This is a genomic window from Paenibacillus puldeungensis (assembly GCF_042678945.1).
Lineage (GTDB): Bacteria > Bacillota > Bacilli > Paenibacillales > Paenibacillaceae > Fontibacillus > Fontibacillus puldeungensis.
This window is the reverse complement of the sequence record NZ_JBHTLM010000001.1, coordinates 371167-395313: the sequence shown is the minus strand read 5'-3', so window position 1 is coordinate 395313 and position 24147 is coordinate 371167. Positions and strand designations below refer to the sequence as shown.

Sequence of the window (24147 nt, the reverse complement as noted above, 5' to 3'; positions counted from 1 at the left end):
GGCTCAATTTAAATGCACATTTTGCAGCTAAAATCCAAAAAAACACATATTGCCCAGAAATAGCTGCAGTAAATGCAGTTACAGCAAGCGGCTCATCACGTTTGGAGCTTGGCACGTTCTATAATCTTCTCCCAATCCTCTGCTTCAAAAATCACACGGTCCTCACCCTCCGGCCCGTCAATTCGCACTTCAAGGACAACCATCCGGGTTTCAGCCAGGATAGAATAGAAGCCATCCACCTCCAAGGTCATTGCGAACTGCATGCCCGAAGTAACCTGCTTGATCTGTCCATCCATGAGCACCTGACCACTGCCTGTAAGCACAGTCCATGCTTTATGTCCAGAGCGGTGCTGACGAAGCCCGATGTTCTTGCCGGGAAGAACCGTAACGTTCACAACCGTAACGGTTGCATCCTCCTCGGTTGTGAACCTGTCAACGACTCGATAGCTGCCCCAGGTTGCTTCTCCGTACATGGCTTGCAGCGGCAGACTGCCTAGTTGGTCTTTGATATTATTTGAATTCTTTTTGTTCGCAATGAGAATGCCATCCGGGCTTGCTGCAGCGATAATATCCGGAACTCCGATGACATGGAGCGGAAGGGTAAGTTCGTTAATGATGTGGGAATTCGAGGATTGACCGGATATTGTGCCTTGTCCGAATACATTTGAATCCAACTGGGCGGATAGAGCTTCCCAGCTCCCGATATCCTGCCATGCTCCTTGATAAGGAAGGACGACAGCCCGCTTCGTTCGCTCTGCAACCTGCTTATCAAAGCTGCGTTCAGGCAGGTGTTCATATTTAGCAAGCAATTCATCATAATGAGTGGGGAGTCCGGCTTCTTTGATCTGGGACAGCATAAACGATAGCGAGAAAGCGTACACTCCGCAATTCCATAGCGCCCCTCGCTGCAGCAGCGTCTCAGCTACTCTGATTTCCGGTTTCTCTATGAATTGAGCGACAGGTGAATATCCATTCTGATGCTCAAATTCAACAGGAAGGACGTATCCGTACTGGTCTGAAGCATGTGTAGGCCTTGTCCCAAGTAAAGCTATATCGGCATCTGCCTCGTCTAAAATATCTGGTAGTCGTTTGAAGCTGCTGAAAAAATCCTCCCCTACAAACACATCTGCTGGCGCTATACAAATGGTATCATCATCTTTAGCCATACCGGAGGATTGCAAATATAAAGCCGCCAAGGCCGCCGCTGTAAAAGTTCCCCGTTTAAAGGGTTCCCCGATAACCGGAGTCAGACCTTTGGTATGGAGAGCTGTGATGTTAGCCTGTTCCTGATGTGAAATAATGAGGGTTGAATCCAGTAGGCGCAAGCTTTCAAGCTGGCGACATACTCTGCCGATCATCGATTCAAGTCCACCTGCGGGCGAGGGGAGAATCTTGATAAACAGCTTGGAACGAAGCTCGTTCGAGAGCGGCCAGAGCCTTTTACCAGCACCGCCGCTGAGCAGTATGATATGCACGGATGATTCCTCCTTAGGCACGAGGAGCTTGGCTATAGATTTTACGTTTATGGAAGGAAAGGGACCGATATTTGTGTGCCAGTTTAAGAATTTGATGGTTTTTTAAAGAAGAAGCTTTGTTATTCAAGCTTTTATTCCTGGAGCTTTTAAGAATCATGCGGCCCGGATTCAAGCTGTACAAATAATTGGCGTAGGTTTCATATTCGGAAAAACCAAACTGCTTCTTCATATTAATACTTCGGATAATCGCCCTGTACCACGGAAGCTGATGAACTGCTTCGATTCTCTTTTTTAAAGCAGACAGCTTCGATTTCTCAAAGAGCATATAATGGGTGACAAAAGACCGGGGGCGCGGAGCTTTCTTCCCCAGCAGCTTGTGGTAAGTGTTGAAATATTCCGGCTGACTCCAATCGCGGCAGTAAAATACCGTTTTGCCATCACTCAAAAATGTATGGGGCTTAATCAGCACAGTGTCGGCATCTATCACTAGAAAATGCTGTGCTTTCACAATGTGATCTCCATTCATTTTGAGCAGCTGCTGATACAACCAGCCTGATCGGTTCCAACGGGACGACTGATAGTGTATATCCTTTTTGGTGATAGGAAGGACGGTTCGCTCATCCACAAAAACGCAGTTTTTGCTGGAACAGAGCTTTCTGATCTTGTTGCTGGCAGGCGAAACAATAAATATGTGCCCGATAGGATGCTGTAAATAACGCCTAATGTTATCAATTACGTAAGGTAGGGTCCCCAGATCCTTTTCTATAGCAGGTATAAGAATATCGATTTTAGAAGCGCTGTTCACCCTTACTCTTCGTGTAACTGGCATCTCCTCAACTCCCTGCATTAAGTAATAGGTCTTGTTCATAGTATGTGTGCAAAGAAGTTTTGCCCGGGCATTTACTCGGGATTAACTTATTGTTATTGCATATGCTGCATTTTGGGTCGGTTTTTGATCAGATTTGGCAAGCAAAAAGACGACATTTCATTCGGAAGCTCGTGAATGAGTGTCGTCTTTTTTTGATAGGTGCTCTTTTTGATGAGGTGTTGTTTTGTGTCTCTATCTACCGGCAGCTAGGCCTTGATGAATCGACTCAAGCAGTTTATGGGTCCAGTCACAGCCGTATTCCCAGAACATAACTCCAGCCAGTCCCCGCTCCAGAACATAATCACATTTGCAGCGAATCGACTCCTCGTCATCATAGGAAATAAACGTGCTGCCATCGAACAGATATGGAGCTTTCGCATCCTCATCCCAGTATCGGGTGTACCCGTTCTTGTTAATATACTCAGCCGCAAGCGCCGTAAAATCCGGTCCATACCCACCCGAGGTGCCAGCCATTTGGTAAAGACCGTGATTCACGTCCGGCGTCCCCTTCCACATACGCGAGTAGAAGGCTGCCCCAATAACGATTTTCTCTTTAGGAACACCCGCATTCATAAACATGCGGACCGAAGCGTCCACACTGATCCGGAACAAATCACCTGCAGGTGTATACAAATTCGTATGGTGTCCCGTAAGGACCTGAAATCCCCCGCGCATATCGTAGGTCATCAGCTGAACGTAGTCCAAATACTGCTGCACTTTATCCATCTCGGTACCGTCAATGTAATATTGATCGGCACCTGCCGCGATGGTCAATAAATAGTGGCGTCCATCCTGTTCGCCCTTGCGATCGAGTGCTTCCCGGAGCTCCTTTAGCAGCAGCGTGAAGTTCGTTTTGTCTTTCGGGCTTGCCCCAATTCCTGCTTCAGCGTAACATGGGTACTCCCAGTCCAGGTCGATTCCGTCGAGCGGAAAGTCTGCTAACAACTGCCGCGCAGATTCCGCCATGGCACTTCTGCCGGCTTCCGACGAAGCTGCCTCCGAGAAGCCGCCGGAGCTCCACCCGCCAACAGACAGCAAAACCGTCAACTCGGGGTTCTCGCGCTTAAGCTCCTCCACGCACGCCAGATTGTTCAGCTTCGCCGTACTGATGCGGTCGGCCTTGACTTCTCCAAAAGCGATATTGATATGCGTCAGCTTCAGCAGGTCTTCCTTAGTCAGAGCAGGCAAGTCTTTATCGCCTACATATCCGACCACCTTGTATTTTTGGTTCATATAGTCATCTCTCCCCTGTTTACTCTTTTTCAATATCGCTTAGAACCTTCAAGGCTTCCTTCCCGCTGCCAGGTTTGTAGCCCGATTCCTTGTAGCGAATACATCCATCGCCATCCAAAACGAACAGATGCGGGAACCCGTTTACGCCAAGCGGGGTTACCGAAGCAATGGAATGTAGCGCGCAATAGGATGAATCCCGGACAAATTGTACACCATTCGGTAGGTTTACATAGGCAGCTGGGTTAAATGAGGCCGTCCATTTGTCGTCACCAATCGCAAAAATAACGGGAATCCCCATCGCCTCAATGGATTCAGCCAGCTCGCCGGCTTCCCGAAGCAAATGTTTGGAAGGTTCACGGTCTGGCTCAAGCCAGGCAACAATAGCGCCCTTCGTTCCGGCCAGCTCGCCCAATGATTTCGCCGCTCCGTCTGGTAACTGGAGCGGCGAAGACAAATCGGCCGTTCCAAGTACGGGGATATGCTCCGATGGCTCCCGGAAGGTTAGCGTTAGCTTTGACTCCTCGTCAGGACGAATGGTCGTGTAATGCCATTTTCCGAGAACCGTTCCGTCCTTCTGCCGTATTCCCGTTGTCACGCGGTAGTCTCCAGGTTCCACTTCAAACGGTTCATCATAAACATCCGTCTTGCCAAACTCATAGAGCAGCGTTTTATATACTCCGTTTTCAAGTCTCGCGATAGTAAAATTTTGCTCATAAGCCGCCGCCGGAGCGTCAGCTCTAGCCTCGGGATCAAGAATCAGCTGCAACTTGCCGGTTTCCCGGTGAGCTGCGGATTTAATCTCCCGAATCACGGCATTTTGCCAGCCCTGCTCCGCCAAGTATTGCGGCTTTTGTTCGCTCGGATGCAGTCGGGCCGGGATGCCTAAGCTGCGGCAAAGTGCGACAAACAAAATTTCGACGGAGGAAAGATCGCCTTTTCTTAACTGGAAAGTTCCTCGCGGCGTGGCTTTCCCGCGCAAATGAGTCAGATCGTCTCGAATCTCCCACTCGTTTTTCAGCAGCTCTACAAGCTCTGATGGGTTAGCACGGTAACACTCAGCCTCCGCCTTCGTAAAGCTGGATTGCAAAATTTGGCGGTAAGGGGCGATCATTTCATACTGTACGCGCGGACAAAGCACATAATGGGTAAAGGTATCTCGGTCAATCAAGTCCCGCCATTTCAGGGAACCTATTAAATGATCGTCCAGCGTGCTTATGACCGCATCGATCATATCTTTCTCCTCCATGCTTTCGAGGAGAACTAGCGGCCACTCTCCATACTCCGGTGTCCGCGCTTTGAGGAAAGCGGCAATTTCCCGGCTGTTGCCGCGGGCGGAGCCAAGCACTTTCCATACTCGGCCCGAATCCAGTCCGAGAGCTTCGGCAAGCTCAGCTGCATCTTTCTCGCTCATAAAAGTTTCCTCATAAGCTTTGCGGATATTTACCCCGGCTGTGACCTTCTCTTCATGCCTTTGCATATGCTCTTTGGATAATGGCTCCAAATTAGGATCAGGAATTTCCGGCGGAGGCACCATATCGAAATCCTCCGGTTGAGTGGGCTGAGCGTTTTGGTCCAGTACGATTTCAATCTCTTCTCCGTCCCGAGCCGAGATAGCCTTTTGTCCCCAAATCCCGTCTTTAACGGCGCGAATGACCAAATCGCCATAACCGGTTTTGAACTGAGCCTCGCCGTGTTCATCCGTCTCTACTTCCGCAAGGGGATATAGCTCTGCATAGTTATATAGCTGGAACAGAACCCGGGCTCCGCCAGCCAGTCCGCCCTTCCCATCACGCACAACAACCTTCAGGACCCTAGTTGGGGCATAGTTTTCCAGCAAATTAATCTCCGTATGCCATTCATCATGTGAAGTAATGGTTTCCGGGCCGCTATAGCCTGCCGGCACCCGCGTATGCACAAGCATCGCCCGCCGTGCCGGACCGCTGAACCAGCCTTGGTTCAGGCGTGGCTCGGGTTCACAGGCACCGATAAAATACCATTTGCCATCAGCCCATGCTTCCACCCAGGCATGGTTATCGTCGCAATGCGCCCATCTTGGGGTATAGCACTGCCGCGCAGGGATCCCGATGCTCCGCAGCGCTGATACTGCGAGCGTCGATTCTTCCCCGCAGCGACCACGCGCATTTCGAATCATACTGAGCGGCGAGAGGGTCCGCATATCACTGCCGATGTAGGTTGCTTTTTCGTGGCACCAATAGTTCGCCTCCAAAATGGCGTCCGCCATCGGCAAATGTTTTGTACGCTCCGCAAGCTCGTCATAGATGACCCCGCGGTAATCTTCAATATTTTCATTGTTTACTCGGTAGGGCAGCACAAAGTATAGAAATAGATGATCCGGAATCCGCTTGCCCCAAGGCATCTGCTTTCTTGTTTCCAGCGAACGGCGGACATGGGTTAGAAATAGAGAACCATCATAATCAGCCATATCATTTAAAGGCATGTAGGCATACAGAAACTTTAGCGCTAGCGATTCTTCCTCGGTTAGATTCTCTGCAAACACACCGAACAGCTCTTTTTCCCGTGCCTTGCCTATTTTCTTCTTCTCTTCAAACTTCCGTTCAATTAACGCAAGCTCACGATTATCCAACGAAAATGCCGAGTTCCCCACGTTCATTAGGTTTACTCCCTCCACAATTTTCCGTCTTCTCTAATATAGAAAGTACCCGTTCCATCTGCTGCCGGCGCGGATATTTGAAACATTTTACTTGTAATTTCCAGGGCTGGCCGGATGCTCCATGTCTCTTGGTCTTCACCCATCAACCATTCCAGATCCGTTGTATACTCGCCCGAACGGGCATAATGATTGCGTTCCCGGTAATACAACCTACGCAGCTCCCATTTGACGAATTCGTCCTTCGGTAGCTCAAAAGCACTTGGTTTATCCTCATCCGTAAAAACAACATAACCCCATAACTCAGGATAATGCATATTAATAATGCCTTGAGGCGACCATACCCAGTTATCCTCAGGAAATGGCTTCCCCGTTTCCGGATTGGTTACTTTGACGTATTTGCCATCAATGACCTCTGTCTGCCACTCCACCCGCGAGAAATTAACGCGCCAAAATTCACCTTTCACTGGAGGACGCCCGTCAGGAGCACATTCCCGTAACGCGGCCCAAGGCATGGCGACCTCGACGCTCCATTTTCGGTTATCCGCCCCAGGATGGTTTAGCTCTCCGTCAATGTGTACAGCTGTCTTAAGGCCCTGAATGTCCCAGCCGTTGATTGGCGGACCTCCGTCACGATAAGGCTGAACAAGCAGCAAATCCCATACCGTATTGAGCGCATTGATTTCAAATTCATAATATTGGTGGGTGTCTCCGTCTGGATCGATAAAGATTTCAAAATCGTTATCGTAAAAGATGACCGAATCCCGTTCCGTCAGTGTCGCCCAAATTTGGTCTTCTATTAATTCCGCACCTACATAAAAGTACTCATCATCCCACAGCATTTTAACCCGAGTACGTTTAGACGGCATCGGGCGTAGATCGCCTTCGATATCGACGAAGTCATCCGTCCAATCCGCCTTATCCCAAAAAGGCTTATCCAGCCGTCCATCAAGCACAAGCTGGCTACAAGCTCGTTTACAATAATATGATTTAGGCGAATATCTAATGTTAGGTTCCGGAACTTCACTTCTGTTCACTTATTTACCTCCTTTGATAGATGAATGTTATTCCCACCCTAAAAAAGAAGGAAGCGGCGAAAATCGTCGCTTCCAACTTCTGCTTCTTCGCTCAGCAATTCTTAATGCGAATTGATTATTTTGTTCCTTCTTGGTTCCAACGGTCATAGGCTGATTGATAAATCTTAACGATTTCATCGCTGCCCATTTTCTTCAGCTGGGCAACATATTTATCCCAGTTGGAAAGTGGTTCTTGACCGGTTACAAATTTAGCTTCCATTTGTTTCGTGTAAGTTTCCAAGTCAGACAAGAGAGCTGTAACTTGCGATTGTTCATCGTTGGACAAATATACGTTTGGCATTGGAACTTTACCAATTGGAACTAGTTTCTCTTGGTTTTGTTTGTCGATCCAGTCGTCAAATGGAGTTCTGAGACCGTTGGTCATTTCTTTCAGGTTAACACCTGGAGTCAAGATACCATAGTTTGGAGTGATCGTTGCGCGATATTCTTCGCGATCGCCGCCACCTGGTACTGGAAGCCATTCTTTTGTATGAGTAGCTTTGTCTTTGTATTTCCACATGTTGCCTTCAGGTCCTTGATTCCAAAGCGTTGCGCCGTCGTAGCCAAATTGATAGTCAATCCAACGCATTGTTGCTTCAGGGTTCGGATTGTGCTTCGTGATGGCGAATGCACCGTTTGCCGACATACCTGGATGTTTACCGTATACTGGAGTTCCAGCAATTTCACTGCTTACCGGAGTCATCATAGGGTCGCTCGTGCTTTGCTCGCCGCCAAGTGTGAAGTAAGCCATGTAGTCACTGAACAGAGCAAGGCGGTTTTCTTTACCTTTTGCTTTCTTTTGATCATCGTTTTGCGAGAAGGTTTCATGGTCAAGCAGGTCTTCTTTCCACAAGCGGTTCAAGAAAGTCAGATAACCTTTATATCCTTCTTCTTGTGGTGTGTAATGCACTTTTCCGTCTTTGTCAGCATAGTATTCTTCGTTGTAGATGCCCCAGAATCCAAGGAAGAACATCCGCAAGTCATCCAGTTTAACAGAGCAAAGTGGAATTTCATCTGCTTTACCGTTGCCGTTAGGGTCTTCGGTTTTAACACGCTTCAGGTAAGTATACAATTCTTCTGTTGTTTTAGGTTCAGTAGCGTTCAAAGCTTTCAAGAATTTACCGTTATACCACATCGGTCCGCGGTACCAAACAGCGGCTGAATCGAAAAACGGCAGGGAATAAATGTGACCATCTGAGGTCGTAATGTTTTTGCGCCAGTTCGGGTTCTCATCTAAAAGTTTCTTCAGGTTTGGCGCATAGTTATCAATCAGGTTTTCCAAAGGGATAATGGCACCTTGGGTACCGTAGGTTACCTGTTCAGCTGGTTTCAGGTCAGCAGCATAAATCATATCAGGCAAGTCGCCGCTGGCAAATACCAAGTTTTTCTTTGTAGCAAAGCTGTCAATCGGAACCGTTTGGAACTCAATCTTAACGTTTGACAATTTTTCCATTTCTTGAACTACAGGCATTTTGCTCCAATCGCCCATGTTTGCGCTTTGCGCCAGCATAGTGAGAGTAATTGGTTTACTTACGATTGGAAAGCCGTCTTTCTTCACATCCGACGCTGCATTGGTGGAATTGCTTGCTGTGTTTCCTGAAGCTTTATTCCCCGATGACGATTTGTCCGACGAGCCGCAAGCGGTAAGTATGGAGAATAACATGATGATACTTAGCAAGATGGCCCCTCGTTTTTGAAGCTTTTTCTGCATGAAACAAACCTCCCCTTTTGATGTTAAATTTATGGCAAGATCATCCCTTAATGGAACCGATCATGACACCTTGGACAAAATAGCGCTGCAAGAACGGATAGATAATAATAATAGGCAGCGTAGACACAATGATAACAGCATACTTCACGAGCGCGGCGACTTCTGCTTTATTATTCATAGCCGTAGCTTGGCTCGCGCTGATTCCGCCTGCCTGTGCCGACATTTCCTGCAAGACCAGAATTTGCCGGAGTACCAGTTGCAGTGGATATTTTGCTTCATCGTTCAAATAAATCATCGCCGAGAAGTAATTGTTCCAGTGTCCGACCCCAAAGAACAGGGCCATAACCGCGATGATCGACATTGATAGAGGAAGCACGATGCTGAAGAAAAGTCGGAAATTACTGCAGCCATCAATTTCGGCCGCCTCCTCTAGTTCCTTAGGAATCGAGGATTGGAAGAATGTCCGGCAAATAATCAAGTTATAGATGGAAGTTGCTCCAGGAAGTATGAGCGCCCACATGCTGTTGACGAGTCCCAAGTTTTTGATCAACAAATAGCTTGGTACCAAACCGCCTCCAAAAAACATCGTAACCATGAAAATCCCCATAATTACGTTCCGTCCGACAAAGTCCCTCCGGCTAAGCGAATAAGCAGCCGGCAGCGTCACGGCCAGGTTGACGAAAGTACCGATGGCTACATAAAGAATTGTGTTTCCGTAGCCTCTCCAGATGGAGGGATCCCGAAATACCCTTTGATAACCCTCAAACGTAATTCCCTTCGGTAAGAGCCACATCTCTCCAGATGAGACAAACTTCGGATTACTTATGGAAGCGCTGATGATATACAGCACAGGATAAGCGACAATGATAAACGCAAGAACCAAATAAATATAGTTACATATAAGAAATACCTTATCTTTGCTTGTTTCTTTTACTACCGCAGCCACAAGTTACCACTCCCTTCTTCTACCATAGGCTGTTCTCACTGGTTCGCCGCACAATCTGGTTCACCAAAACGAGCAGAATAGCGTTGACAACGGAGTTGAACAAACCTACTGCCGTGGAGAAGCTGTATTGGGCGTTTACCAAACCGGAACGGTACACGAACGTTGAGATCACGTCGGATGATTCCATGTTTAGCGGGTTTTGCAGCAAGAGAATTTTTTCAAAGCCTACCCCCAGCAAGCTACCCATATTCAAAATCAGGAGAATGGTAATTGTTGGAATAATCGTTGGAATATTGATGTGCCGAATCCGCTGCAACCGGGTGGCACCGTCCAGAACAGCCGCTTCATGCAGTCCTGGGTCAACGCCGGTCAATGCTGCCAGGTAAATGATTGTTCCCCAGCCTGTACTTTGCCAAACATCGGAAAGTACATAAATGGTCTTAAACCACCGGGGATCGGTTAGAAAGTTCGGAGGAGTTATCCCGAAGGCTTCTATCATATGAACAATCATCCCGGAGGATGGCGACAGGAATGTAATAATCATCCCGGCCATAACGACCATCGAAATAAAGTGCGGCGCATAAGTAACGGTTTGAACCGTCCGTTTGAAAAATCCGTCCTTCACTTCATTGAAGGATAGCGCCAGGATAATCGGAAGCGGAAAGCCGATAGCTAGTCCGTAAAGACTAATGCTCAGCGTGTTCCACAACAAATCCCAGAAGTAATAGGAATTAAAAAATCGAGTAAAATGTTCAAAACCTACCCAATGGCTGCCCAAAATCCCATCTGTCGGAACATAGTTGTTAAATGCGATGAGAATTCCGTACATTGGTATATAGCTGAAAATGATAATGCTTAGGAAAGCCGGTAATATGAAAATATACAGTTGCCAATTCCGAATGATCTTTTTCCACAAATCCCCTTTCTTTTTCCTCGTAGGTACTAAGTTCAAATTCATAGCTGCTTGTGTACCCTCTTTCATCCACTTCACTCCCTTCCCTCTTTGTAAACCAGTATGGCTTCAGAAAGATGTCACATTTTTTAACACGGGAAAAAGCTTTTTGCCCGACTTTTCAGTTGATCGGGTATTTTTCCGCTTTCAGATGACACTCGCAGTGTAACCCACCAATCAACAACTCGTAAATATGTCGTTTTGGTTCCGCTTACAATTCGTTAATGCAGATTTTACAAATTCCATGGTACATAATGTTACATAAGTTTTGCTGTTATTAATGAACTTAGGCGTATTAGAATGTGTAGTTTTTTACGGAATGAGATGAACGACAATCGGCTTGCAATGCCGTAATGGTTAAGCAGCAGGTCGTTTCAGTTCCAAGCGGAGTAAGGCGCAGTTTTAAGGAGCAAAAATCGCATATTGTTAAGGCAGCAATTTTGACACATTCTATAATTATCAAAGGACAACGATACGACATATCTCCTTGCTTTATCAGGTAAACTCGATTACAGTTTTAATCAAATATAGAGAGACAGGGGGCGGCTATAAAGGTGAAGCTGAATTATTTCAAGTCGAAACTTTTTATAAAATACATCTTGTCTTACTTGTTCATGCTGCTGGTCCCGCTGGTTCTTTTATCAGTGATTATCTACAACAGTGCTGTTAGCGATCTACGGTCTGAAATTGAACAATCGCATTTCAACCAATTGTTTCAAGCCAAGACTATCATAGACAGCCACATGAAACAGCTTAGTGACACAGCATCCCAGGTAGCCTACGATGAACAGCTCGCGAAGTATCGCGTTCATGATCCTTACTACAGCCTTGAGGCTATTACCGCTTTAAAAAAATACAAGGCGACAAGCCCGATTGTCAGTGAAATGTTTTTATTCTTCCATAATGATGAGAGTATTTACTCCAGCGCCGGCATGACAGGCCTCAATGTATTCAACAATAAATACAACTTTAAGGGCTGGAAACCCGACGAAATCGTCAAAGATTTGAATACGGTAAAATACCCGGTCGTCCGTCCTACCACGCTTATTGGTAGAAATCCGACAACATCAGGAACAGAAAATGTACTGGCCTATCTTGAGCCCATAACTCCGAACAATCCGAATCCTTACGGAACGATTATGTATCTGATTAGGGAATCGGAGCTTACCGGACTAATCGACTCTATTATTGGAAACTATCAAGGTTCTTCTTATATATTCGATAACAGAGGGCTGGTTTTAGCCTCCAATAGCAATCTAGAGAAGCCTTTAGACTCCGGGACACTGCGCTCCTTATGTGATCTTTCAACCGGCATACACAGTGTTAAGCTCAATGGGGAGCCCCATTCCGTCGTCTCAGTCAAATCGTATCGAAACGGATGGGATTATGTCACATTGATGCCTAGCTCGCAATTTTTAAGCAATGTGCTACACATCCGTAATTTAATGTTACTAATGTTCTCGATCGTCGCTGTTTGTGGTGCAGCGGTGGCCATCATTTTAGCTCGGAAACAGTTTCACCCCATTATTGATCTTGTCGAGTTTGCCAATTCGAAGTCGAAGGTAGGCGGAGTGCAGGCGGAACCACATATGGCAGGCGATGAGCTTGCCCGCATCCGTACGGCTTTGCAGGAATACAGCTCAAGAGCAGACCTCCAAGAGCCCTATGCGAGAAACCAATTTTTACTGATGCTCCTCAAATATGGAAACGCTCTCAGCATATCCAAGGAGCTTCAAGGGTCGTTCGATATTCGTTTCGATAAGGCCTATCACTTTGCAATGATGATTGGCCGAGATTCCGTTCCAGAAGATCATTTGGACGCCCATGATTGGCAGACGATGATCGAACAGCTTGCAAAGGTGGAGTTTCCGGAACTTGCCGCCTGTGTATACGGTGTCGAGCTTCCTAAGCCTAGTCAGATGGCGTTGATTGTCAATTTTGATTTGCTGGAGGGAATGTCGGACATCGACCAATATCACGGGATTGTCCAGAAGGTACATGACAATATCGTCGGTCTCTTCAGGTTAGATCCGGTCATTGGCGTTGGCGCCTGCTATCCAGATCCGGATCAGCTCAACCAATCCTTTATTGAAGCTTGCTCCGCTTTTGAGTCTCGCATGTTTTCCGGCCATGGAAGCATTACTTTCTTCGAGAGCTTGACTTCGACTCCAGGAGAGACCTTGTGGGTTCCAAGCAGCCTGCTGCTCAAGTTGTCCCAGAGTCTTAAGCAGGGAAGCTACGAAGTCGCAGCCCAAACGATTAGCGAAGGAATGAACTATTTTCAAAATCCGGATCTATCTGTAAAGCTCAAACGATGTGTATATTTTGACATTTTGAATACAATGCTTAAAACCGGGCTGGAACTGGGCATTGACAATTTAACTGCCGATATCTCCATGTATGATGCCTCCAATTCATTAGAGGAATTGAAGCTGCATTTCCTTAGCCTTGCTTCCCGCCTTTGTGCGATCGTCGAACGTAAGGAGAAAACGGAGGAGCATTCGCTGATTGAACAGGTCATCACCTATATTGACAGTCATTATATGGATCATTCCTTGAGCCTTGAAATGGTAGCCTGCAAATACTCCATTTCGGTCTCTTATTTCAGTCGGTTTTTCAAAGAACAAATGGGGATCAACTTCGTCCAATATATTTGGCAAAAACGGATGAACGCCGTCATTAACGAACTGGTTACGACCAATGATCCGCTGAAGGATATTATTCAAAGAGTTGGATATCTGGATACTCCTAACTTCATTCGTAAATTCAAGAAAGAAACAGGGCTTACCCCCGGCCAATACCGCAAGCTGTATTCACATGCGGAAGGTGACGACGTTTCTGAGGATCTTACACACAGCGAGCTGTAAAGATTCATAAGAAAAATGCCTGGCAGCGTCCTTTGAGTTGGCTTAGACTTCTACATGGAGTGATGGGAGGGAATGGGTATGGGGTGAAACCCCATACCCATTCCCTCTTCTGTTCTACTCCTTGCTCCCTGCAGCTTTTTCAAAATCTCACCGTTCTTTAGCCGTACTTTCAGTGGAGATCGACCGCGGGCTAGTGGTCGTTTTACTCTTGGACACCTCCTTTTAGTTCTTGTCCCTTTCACCATCCGCTAGTAATTAGCTGCACTTTATGCATTTACTTTTCTCTTATCCTGGTAGCGTCGCAAAAATAGCTGGACAAAACACAGTTAGACACCGATGCGTACTGATCGAGTTGCGCCGAAATAAGCAACACCTAGCGGTACTTTACCCGCTAGGTGTTGTGTAATCTTCTATATGATTTGTTCGGTTACTTACTTAATACGTACAACATGAGCGATCGGAGCTGGTCCTGCGAGCGCTTGCTGCGGTAAGGAAACCTTCAGCATACCGTCAGCATGCGTAAAGCTCAGCGATTCCTCATTGTCAAACCACTGGACAGCTTCCACTTTGCCGGTATACGGAATCTGAAGCTCAGTTTTAATCTCAGTGTCTTCCGATTCATACAGCCGGAAGCAATACACCTCGTCACCTTTCCGGGTAAAGGCATAACCCTCCTTAAAGTAAGGATCGGCTGGACGTGTTCCATAAACGGCGTCACCATACTGCTTCAGCCAGACACCCAGCTCCTTCATCAAGCGAATAGCTCCCCGAGGCAATCTACCGTCCGGCTGAGGCCCAACGTTGAGCGCCAGGTTACCGCCTTTAGATACGATTTCCATCAATATATTGACCACTTTCCGGGTTGATTTGTAATTGTCCTCATAATTAAATGAGAATGAATTCCCCATCGTGATGCAGCTTTCCCACGGTATGTTCATCGGCCCTGCCGGAATCGTCTGTTCCGGAGTTACAATGTTTTCGTAAGGACCGCCCACCGTCCGATCTGCCGAGAGAAGCCATGGTTGATGCTCGCGACGCATCCGGTCAACAATTTCACCTAACCGGATGTCCTGATGACGTTCTCCTCCGCGGACCCAGCCGGCATCTAGCCAAAGTACGTCGATACGCCCGTAACGGCTAAGCAGCTCCTCAATTTGGTTATGGGTAAACTCTACGAATTTTTCCCACAGCCATGGATATTTGGTCGGATCGTAAGAAGGTCCCCGCCACATAAAACTACCGCGCTCCATACCTGGTGCCCAATAGTACGGCGTATTCCAATCTGCCTTGGAGAAATAAGCCGAAATGGCTAGTCCCTTGGCGCGGAACGCATCAAACAGATTTTTGCAAATATCTGCATGTTTGTGACGGTGGAACGGCGTATCCGGACCGGTAATCCGGTAATCGGTCGTATGAGTATCCCACATGCAGAAACCATCATGGTGCTTGGTGGTAAATGTCAAATATTTAAAACCGCCTTCTGCAGCTAACTCCGCCCATTTCTCCGGTTGGAATCGGATCGGATTAAACGTACGGTTCAAATCGAAGTATTCGCTTTTAAAATGCTCCATATCATCGGTCCAGTCAATATCATCGCGGGACCAGGTTCCGTCTTCATCGCTAAGTGCCCAAGATTCCACCAAACCAAGCTGAGAATATGGACCCCAATGCATCATAAGCCCGAGCTTCTGGTCCTTGAACCACTCAAGACGCTCCAAGATCAACGGATCTTCCGGTTTGACCCAATCCTTCTCAGCACTGAAATTGTGAACCCCATCTTGTACTTCTTCAGCGGCGTTTGCTGTTTCTACATCCATTTGAGGTTGTTGTTCCGATTCACTCATCATTGTTTCCTCCAAACCAATTCATGATTTAGCATCTGTTCCTAATTGAAGCGCTTTATTGTTAGGATCATTAGGATAACTTTAATTCAGGTTGACGATATTTTCAATAATCAAGGAGTATGTATTCCTTGCAGTGCTTGACTGTACGACAATTTTGACACATACTAGGTTTGTTATTTCGTTATGAAAACAATTTGACCAAGGGAGCACCTATGTCACGTAAAATTTCTATTCAAATACTAGCCGATCAACTCGGCTTATCCAAATACGCCGTTTCCCGCGCCCTAAGCGGAAAACCGGGGGTCAGCGCCGCTACTCGCCAGCGTGTTATTGATCTGGCCCGGACACTTGGCTACCAGAATTCTTCCGTTCAGGATGTCTCTGTCCATAAATCTGAACCGTCCAGCTCCTATATCCTGATTTGTATTAGTCAAATCCATGCGGATAACCCCTCATACTGGCAACGTGTGTTGAACGGACTTCTCCAAAGCTGCGGCAAGCTGGGATTGCAGTATATTATCGTCTCGCCGGAGATCGGCACTCAGCCAGCTTCAATATCTCCACAGAAGGCGATTGCTCCTCATATTGACTGGTCCCGGTGCGCCGGGATCGTGATGATTGGTACTTTTCCTCATCCGCTGGTTCAGCTCATCTCCAGGACCGAATGTCCATACGTTCTTGTCGATCATGTTGATCCACTGGTTTCGTGCGATAAAGTGAACAACGACAATATCGAAGCCGGACTGAAAATTACGAGACATCTCCTAGCGCAAAAATGCAAAAATATCGTCTTTCTAAACGATGAAGTGTGGTCATCAAGCTTTGCAGACCGTCTTACGGGAGCAAAACTTGCCGTAGACAGCCTAGGGGATCCGAAGACCAAGCTGACTGAATGGAAAATACCCTATGGCGGAACCGGCTGGGAACAATCCGTATTTGAGCGGCTGACGGGCTTCAAAGACGAAGATAAGCCTGATGCCTGGATCGGAGCAAATGACGATATCGCCATTTGCTGGATGCGAAAGCTTCAGGCTGAAGGGTTCCCAGTACCGGACCGTTTCCGGGTTGCCGGCATCGATAACGTTGAGACTTCCGCCTTGATCTCACCGAAGCTCACGACGGTCAATCTTTGTAAGGAAGAACTGGGCCAACGGGCGCTTGAAACACTACTGCGCCGTATTGAACGCCCGGGAGCCCCGGTAGAGACGATTCACTTGTCGACAAATTTGATTCCCCGGTCGTCGACCTGAGTTTTCTTACTCGTCTCCCCGTCCTGGGGAAGACGATAAAATAAATGTACAAAATGCAGTTAGGCGCATATCGTTGTTGCTGCATAGGCCCCCATTCTTCTTATCTGCTCAAAAAAACAGCAAGAGGATTTCGAATCCTCTTGCTGTTTTGTGAAGCGTGCCAGAATCGAATTATATAATTTCTTTCAGCATAGCCTGATACACCAATTGGGAGAACAAGCTGTTGGACCAGGCGAACCAAGGCCGCGTAAACTCTGCCGGGTTGTCCGCCTGAAAGCCTTCATGCATGTAGCCAGTACCAGCATCGGTGGCTTCCAGTAGTGCGATCATCTCCAGCATCTCCTCATCGCTAGATGCAGTCAATCCTTGCATGGATAAAGCCATATGCCAGATGTATCCCGGTGGAGTGTGTGGACTACCGATGCCTTTGGCTGACTTTCCTTCATAATAATAAGGATTATCCTTGCTTAAGATGAACCGGCGGGTGTTTTGATAGACCTCATCATCCACACCGGTGTATCCAAGATACGGAATTGACAATAGACTAGGCGTTCCCGCATCATCCATCAAGCAATAGTTGCCGTAGCCGTCCGTTTCATACGCGTATATCAGGCCATATTGCGGATGGTTATACTTCCCGTACAGGGAAATCCCATGGTTAATGTCCTCTTCAAGAACGGACATTTCGCGAACGAGGGCTTCATCGCGAAATACCCATCTCGCCATTTCTTGCATCTGCCGCAGGCAAACGACGGCGAACATGTTGGACGGGATATTGTAGTGAAAATCACAGGCGTCATCGCTCGGCCGGAAGCCTGACCAGATCATCCCCGTATAATTCACCGGCATCCCGAGTCCACTATTCCGCAGCGTATCTATGCTTGGGCAATTACGGCGCTGAAACCGGTAGCTCGATTCTTCGAAGTGGCGCTGCTCCGTTTTCCAAAGTCTGACGATAGATATCATTACCTTTTTAAACCGTTCATCAAAGATGTCCGTCAATCCGGTCTCTTTCCAATATTTATAGGCGAGGCGAATCGTAAAACACAGGGAATCCAGCTCAAATTTTCGTTCCCAAACCCATGCCGACATGTCTGTTTCATCGCAAGCATCCCAGTGCCAACCATTAGCCGTCTCATTAAAGGCATTGGCGTAAGCATCGTGTTCCGCATACATCATATGACGCTTGATCAACCCACCAATGATTCGCTGAAGCTGCTGATCTTCCTTGGCCAGCGGCACATAATGCATGACCTGCTCCACGGAATCACGCAGCCACATGGCCGGAATGTCTCCGGTAATGACGAAGGTCGTTCCGTCCTCCATCAGCTTGGTTGTAGTTTCCAGCGTGTTGGGAAAGCAATTTTTGAATTGGCGAAGTAGCTTGGGTCTGTGCGCCAGCTTGTCCTCCGCCTCCTCAAGTACCCGCTTTACTGCTGCCGGCAGCTCGAATTTAGGTATGGATATATGAGGCAGCTTGAAGTTTTCCATGCATGTTCCTCCCTGAACCGATTCTTATCGTGTATTTGATTGCACGCTGATTTTTACGGACTTGATCTCATACGGTTTGAACACAAGCTCAAAATTGCCATCCTGCACGAGAATTTCCTCTTTCTCGTCCTCCAACAGCCCTACGATGTAGGCCTTCATGTTTGAGGTCGGCCACTGCACACTAACCTTCTCCCTGCTGCCAGATGATTCATAAAACCGCAAAATCGTCCCGCTGCCATCCTCGGCAGGCTTCACCGTCTCAAGAACGACATGCTCGGCATCAAGCTTTAGCCACGAATGAACTGCCGGAAGTGTTCCATTTTGCGGATTCTCTGTTAGCAAAAAGCTGGCTGGATGGTTAAGCTCGACAGCCTCCCGTACAACATGGGCACCCCGCCAGTCCCCGGCATGCGGATAAAGCGAATAGGTAAATTGATGCTCGCCTTGATCTGCCCCTTTGTCCGGCCATGTCGGTGCTCGCAACAGCGATAGACGCATGACTCCTTCCTTGATGTCGTAGCCATACTTGCAATCATTAAGCAGGCTTATACCGTATCCGCCTTCCGATAGGTCGGCCCACCGGTGTCCGCACACTTCAAACTGGGCCTGCTCCCAACTCGTATTGCGATGGGTTGGACGCTCTAGCGAACCAAACGGAATCTCATAGGTGGCCTTGTCCGCGACAATATCTACCGGGAAGGCAACCTTCAGCAGCTTATGGCCCTCCCGCCAGTTCACCTTCGTGCGAAAATCGACGCGGCGCCGGTGATGATACAGCACAACCTCCTGTTCAATCTCCGACTCGTTCAGCTTCCAGTGGAATCGAAGTACATCCTGCGTCTTGCCCCGAACCACGACCTCACTGCTGATCAGCTCTACAGCTCCTGCACGTTGATCTTCATAGCGAGGATCAATATCCCAGGCATCCCAATATGTCGGAGTATCATGGAAAAATTGCAGTTCATTTGCTTTCCCACCTTCAGCGATCAGCTCACGGCCGGAGCATTTATCGAACCAGCGTATAATTTCGCCTTTTTCATTAAAACTCAGCAGGTAAAATTCTGTTTCCCATTCGTGCGGCACAGAGCCTACCTCGTGCTTTGTGCTGCTACCCATAGCGGCTCCAGTTTTCTCGGATTTCTCAGCTGAGCGCAGCCATATCGTCTTGCAGCCGAAAGCCGGTACCCCTGGCACCCGAATCGCTAGCAAATGCTTTAGCGGATCGGCTGCATCCGTCAGCAGATCGCATTCCAGCTGCCCGCACTCATCGTAAGCCGCAAGCTCCTCAAGCGGCAATCCGGTATCGCTGCCGAGTTCGATGATTTCATCCCGCTCCCAGCCCAGGCTGTTGAATACGATGCAAGGCTGACCCTCTACGCCGTCGGTGGAAACCTCCGCAGCTGCATTTAACAGCGAACGGTTTAACGCCTGATTACCCAGGCGGAAAATTTCTTTATATTCTTTTGCCGATGTCTCGTACACCTCCGGAATAGCGGTTCCGGGAATAATGTCATGGAACTGATTGAGCAGCATCAGCTTCCAGCCATCATTTAGTGAAGCCTGAACCTCTTGGTCGGCCGTACGACCTAAATCAGGGAAGTTGCTCCATATTTCCGCTTCACGGTAAAGCACCTCCGCTTTCCGGTTATTGCGCTTGTTATGCGCATGAGTCGTATAAGTGCCGCGGTGAAGCTCCAAATACAAGTCGCCATGCCATTTTGGCAGCTTCGGATTTTGGCGTTTCACCCCTTCGAAGAAATCGGCTGCTGTCGCAAAGCGGCTTAGAGGCTGCCCCGGCATTAAGCTGGCGCGCTCCACAAACTCAACCATTTCCTCGGTTACACCACCACCGCCGTCCCCATGGCCATAGAGCAGCATCAGTTCCTGATGAACATCCTTCTGTCCAAACGATTTCCAATGCTCCTGCACATCCTTCGGGTGGGTATGCTCGTTGACGCCATGGTTTTGATATGCAAGAATCGCTGTACCGTCGATACCAACCCAGTGGAACAGATCGTAGGGGAATTTGTTCGTATCGTTCCAGCCAAGCTTGGTTGTCATAAAATACTCGATTCCGGCCAGCTTGAGAATTTGCGGCAGCGAAGCGCAGTAGCCGAACGTATCCGGCAGCCATTCGATTCCCGAACGTTTGCCGAACTCCTGCTCATAGAAACGCTGACCGTATAAAATTTGCCGTACCAGAGACTCGCCGCTTGGCAAATTGAGGTCCGGTTCAACCCACATCCCGCCGACGAGCTCCCACCGGCCTTCCTTAGCGCGCGCTTTAATCTTCTCGAACAAATCCGGGTAATGCTCTTTCGCGAACGCATACAGCTGGGGTTGGCTTTGCGAATATTTAAAGTCCGGATACTGGTCCATAAGCGCGCAAACCGTCGAGAAGGTCCGGCTTACTTTGCGAACTGTCTCCCGGACCGGCCACAGCCAGGCTACATCAATATGCGACTGGCCTACCATGTGCATGATGCCGGGGACAGAATCTTCCGGCATCTGCTCCTTGACGGCCGCTTCAAGCCTACGCTCCGTCTCCTGGACAAGCTCTGCGTCCTCAAGCACGCTGCGCGCAGCGCCATACAGCGCATCCATCGCCTTTGTCAGCGCCTGCTCGGTACGAATCCGGCGCATGTCCTGCTCCGGAAGCAGCCCCGCAGCCATGTTCGCCACGGCCACGGTATGCTTCAAGCTGCGTACTGGTCCGTTGACACGAACCAGTCTGCTGCTGATGCCGCTGATCGGCGGATTAATAACCGCCTGCTGGTTCAGCGGGTCCACAGGCTCGGGAATCGGGTCGAACAGCTCGATTTCCAGCAGTGGACGCTGCCCTACTTTTTCCAGCCGCAGCGGAACAAACATGTGATTGCGGTCGAGACCGTGACTCTCCTCACCGTTAATGCGCAGCAGAGCTTCACCGCCCGCCTCGAAGACTAGCGCCACTTCCTCCAAACCCCAGTGCTCCGGGATATCCAACGTCTTCTTCAGAAAGTACGTTGTTCCCTGCGTGCTGGATAGCCGCTCTACCCTCTGGAGCGTCGGCTTCGCTTCCATATATTCGTAAACACCCGGACCGATATACCGGGCTCTTTGCATTTCCCATTCCGGCAGCTCAATCACTTCGAGCCACTCGTGCTGGGCTAAAAATTTAATAAACCGATCGATACGAATCACGCCTCATCCCCCCGTTCTTTGACCCATAGACTTGCTGTTTGGCCTTCAGTACAGTTTGGACCCACCATTAAGCGGAATTCCCCTGGCTCGACTGCCGATTCAAGCTCCATTCCGATCAACTGCAAATGCTCCGGGCCGACGACAAACGTCACAGTCTGGGTTTCTCCCGCATTAAGCGGTACCTTGCGAAATCCTTTTAGCGTTAAAGCCGGCCGCGTAACCGAGGCTGTTAGGTCGGAAACGTAGAGCTGGACAACCTCCGTGCCATCACAGCTTCCGATGTTTGTAATATCGACACTGACGGTCGCTTCCCCATCCGGGTGAATCATCTCCGGTTCAACTCGGAGGTTTTCATATTTAAATTCCGTATAGCTCAGGCCATATCCGAAAGGATACCTTGGCGCAAGGTCCGTCTCCAAATAACGCTTGCCCCGGGTTCTCCGACCGTTATAGTAAACTGGCAGCTGGCCGACTTCCTTCGGAATAGATAAAGTCAATCGACCGGAAGGATTGACGTCTCCGAACAAAACGTCGGCAATCGCATTGCCACCCTCCTGCCCCGGATACCAGGCTTCCAGAATGGCCTCAACATGCTCATCGATCCAAGGCTCAGTAATCGGCCGGCCGTTAATATATACCACGATAACAGGCTTGCCGAGCTTATGGACTTCCTTGACCAGTTCCAATTGCACGCCCATCAAGGTCAGCGTAGCTCGGTCAATGCCTTCTCCGCACTCCATATCGCTCCAGTCGTTCCCTGTAACGACAGACGCGCCGGTACGCAGGTCGATCGTGCCCTCGCCAAAATCACGCGCACTCGATCCTCCGATCGCCATGACAACCACATCCGCTTTTGCTGCACATTGCAGGGCGTTCTCGAAGCCATCCTTGGAATCTCCCTTGATCCGACAGCCCGGAGCGTACAATACACGGCTCTCGTCCCGACCCATCCGGCGGCGAATCCCTTCCAGCACCGTCACAACCTGGCCCGGTGGCTGCGGTGATGTATAGTCGCCGAGCTGGTTATAAGGGGCATTCGCGTTAGGTCCGATTACAGCGACCGTACTGATTGCCTGCGGATCAAGCGGTAGAGTTCCTTGTACATTTTTGAGAAGTACGATGCCTTCAGCCGCGACTTGACGGGCCAGCCGCACATGCTCCTCGCTTCCGATCACGCGTTCCGCCCGATCAGGATCAGCATACGGCCGTTCAAAAAGGCCAAGCCGGAACTTCATTTCCAGCATCCGGCTAACCGCTTGATCCAGCTCGTCCATGCTGATTAAGCTATGCTGTATCGCTGTTTCCATATGAGCACGGAACATCACGCCGGACATCTCCATATCGACTCCGGCCTGCAGCGACTGAGCAACAGCTTCCGCTTCACTGCTAGCCGTGTTGTGTCCGTCCTTAAGCATATTGACGGCTCCGCAATCGGTGATGACAAAACCGTCGAAGCCCCATTTTTCACGGAGCACGTCATTAAGCAGATAACGGCTGGACGTACAAGGTACGCCATCGATCTCGTTGTAGGCCGTCATAACCGAGCAAGCGCCGGCTTCCACCGCTTTTTTGAACGGAAGCAGGTCCACCTCATGAAGCTCGCGGAGTCCCAAGTGGGCAGGAGCTCCATTACGTCCCCCCTCCGAGCTGCCGTAGCCTACAAAGTGCTTCAGTGTTGCAATCAGGCTTTCCTCGGATGCGATGTTATCCCCCTGCAAACCCTTAACCGCCGCCACGGCCAACTCACCGTTTAAATAGGCGTCCTCGCTGTACGTTTCTTCGGTACGTCCCCAGCGCGGGTCTCGAACAACGTCGAGCACCGGCGAATAGGTTGCGGTTCCCCCTTGGGCCCGCGTTTCTACTGCAACAGCCTTACACATTTTTTCGTACAGCTCCGTATTCCATGTGCTCCCTACTGTAAGTGGCACAGGAAATACCGTCGCCCCGATCGCCATATGTCCGTGAGAGCATTCCTCCCCAAATAGAATCGGGATACCGAGTCTGGTGTGCTCCATGGCATATCGTTGAATCGTATTGACCGCAGCAGCTCCTTCCCTAGGGGAGAGGCCGGTTTTTAACGTCACCTCCGTCCATGGATCAGCCCGCAGCGTTCCATATAAGGAGCCTAAGCCACCTTGAGCCAGCTCCTGTATGAATTCCTCTGTAACCTCCACTGTGCCATCTGCTTTTCTGCTGTACATCTTCCAGCCAAACGGCTGAACCAATTGTCCGATTTTCTCCTCCAGCGTCATCCGCCCCAGCAGATCCTCGACTCGTTTGCTAATGGGTAATGACGGGTTTTTGTAATCCATGCGCATAAGCCTCCTTGCGGTTGTGTGTAATCTTTCTTAGTTCGTTAAGCGCTCACAAAACTATTCATGTTTGGTGTTACATGAGCTGGTTTAGCCACTCCCTAAATCGTTATTTTTGTTATGTAATTTAAAATAACGTTATCTAAACCTAAGTCTACTTTCTTTTACTCAAAGCTGTCAATCACCCTGCTGCTCCGGTTTCATTCGGGTGCTCCCCTGTATCGAATAAAGGAATGAGATTACTCTTAAATGTATTTAGTACAACTATTTTCGGGCAAATTGGAAACTCTTGAATTTTAACTGCATTACG

The 24147-nt window shown here is 48.7% G+C and carries 14 protein-coding genes; 2 read left to right on the top strand and 12 right to left on the bottom strand.

The window, feature by feature from the left end; genetic code table 11:
* Nucleotides 1-95: 95 nt before the first annotated feature.
* From ACFQ3W_RS01685 to ACFQ3W_RS01650, 8 genes are all read right to left on the bottom strand, one after another.
* Entirely contained in the window at nt 96-1475 is a 1380-nt protein-coding gene (locus tag ACFQ3W_RS01685) for a sugar phosphate nucleotidyltransferase (protein WP_379315967.1), read from the bottom strand.
* Between the two features lie 13 nt (nt 1476-1488).
* Nucleotides 1489-2304, bottom strand: a complete 816-nt coding sequence (locus ACFQ3W_RS01680) for a DUF6492 family protein (protein WP_379315965.1) — start codon at nt 2302-2304, stop codon at nt 1489-1491.
* 231 nt (nt 2305-2535) lie between these two features.
* Nucleotides 2536-3576, bottom strand: a complete 1041-nt coding sequence (locus tag ACFQ3W_RS01675; RefSeq protein WP_379315963.1) for a glycoside hydrolase family 18 protein — start codon at nt 3574-3576, stop codon at nt 2536-2538.
* 19 nt (nt 3577-3595) lie between these two features.
* On the bottom strand, nt 3596-6208 hold the full coding sequence (locus ACFQ3W_RS01670; RefSeq protein WP_379315961.1) for a transglutaminase domain-containing protein: 2613 nt from the start codon (nt 6206-6208) through the stop codon (nt 3596-3598).
* 5 nt (nt 6209-6213) lie between these two features.
* Nucleotides 6214-7242: a carbohydrate-binding family 9-like protein gene (locus ACFQ3W_RS01665; protein WP_379315959.1), complete on the bottom strand. Its 1029-nt coding sequence runs from the start codon at nt 7240-7242 to the stop codon at nt 6214-6216.
* Between the two features lie 115 nt (nt 7243-7357).
* Nucleotides 7358-8992 (bottom strand): extracellular solute-binding protein, encoded by a 1635-nt coding sequence (locus tag ACFQ3W_RS01660; protein ID WP_379315957.1) that lies wholly within the window; start codon nt 8990-8992, stop codon nt 7358-7360.
* Between the two features lie 40 nt (nt 8993-9032).
* A complete protein-coding gene (locus ACFQ3W_RS01655; protein ID WP_379315955.1) occupies nt 9033-9938 on the bottom strand; it encodes a carbohydrate ABC transporter permease in 906 nt (301 codons plus the stop codon).
* Nucleotides 9939-9957: 19 nt separating this feature from the next.
* Nucleotides 9958-10896 (bottom strand): ABC transporter permease, encoded by a 939-nt coding sequence (locus ACFQ3W_RS01650; RefSeq protein ID WP_379315953.1) that lies wholly within the window; start codon nt 10894-10896, stop codon nt 9958-9960.
* A 548-nt stretch (nt 10897-11444) separates the two neighbouring features.
* Here ACFQ3W_RS01650 and ACFQ3W_RS01645 point away from each other — a divergent pair.
* On the top strand, nt 11445-13757 hold the full coding sequence (locus ACFQ3W_RS01645) for an AraC family transcriptional regulator (protein WP_379315951.1): 2313 nt from the start codon (nt 11445-11447) through the stop codon (nt 13755-13757).
* A gap of 431 nt (nt 13758-14188) precedes the next feature.
* On the opposite strand, the gene ACFQ3W_RS01640 is transcribed toward ACFQ3W_RS01645, so the two are convergent.
* Entirely contained in the window at nt 14189-15601 is a 1413-nt protein-coding gene (locus ACFQ3W_RS01640) for an alpha-L-fucosidase (RefSeq protein WP_379316363.1), read from the bottom strand.
* 212 nt (nt 15602-15813) lie between these two features.
* Here ACFQ3W_RS01640 and ACFQ3W_RS01635 point away from each other — a divergent pair, with 212 nt between their 5' ends.
* Nucleotides 15814-16851 carry a LacI family DNA-binding transcriptional regulator gene (locus ACFQ3W_RS01635; protein WP_379315949.1) on the top strand — a complete coding sequence of 346 codons (1038 nt, stop codon included), beginning with the start codon at nt 15814-15816 and terminating at the stop codon, nt 16849-16851.
* A 171-nt stretch (nt 16852-17022) separates the two neighbouring features.
* Here ACFQ3W_RS01635 and ACFQ3W_RS01630 read toward each other — a convergent pair whose 3' ends face one another.
* From ACFQ3W_RS01630 to ACFQ3W_RS01620, 3 genes are read right to left on the bottom strand one after another with little or no spacing between them, the layout of a single operon-like run.
* Nucleotides 17023-18342, bottom strand: a complete 1320-nt coding sequence (locus tag ACFQ3W_RS01630; RefSeq protein ID WP_379315947.1) for a glycoside hydrolase family 125 protein — start codon at nt 18340-18342, stop codon at nt 17023-17025.
* Nucleotides 18343-18366: 24 nt separating this feature from the next.
* Nucleotides 18367-21525: an alpha-mannosidase gene (locus ACFQ3W_RS01625; RefSeq protein ID WP_379315945.1), complete on the bottom strand. Its 3159-nt coding sequence runs from the start codon at nt 21523-21525 to the stop codon at nt 18367-18369.
* On the bottom strand, nt 21522-23837 hold the full coding sequence (locus tag ACFQ3W_RS01620) for a glycoside hydrolase family 3 N-terminal domain-containing protein (RefSeq protein ID WP_379315943.1): 2316 nt from the start codon (nt 23835-23837) through the stop codon (nt 21522-21524). Before ACFQ3W_RS01620 ends, ACFQ3W_RS01625 begins: the two co-directional genes overlap by 4 nt.
* Between the last annotated feature and the right edge of the window lie 310 nt (nt 23838-24147).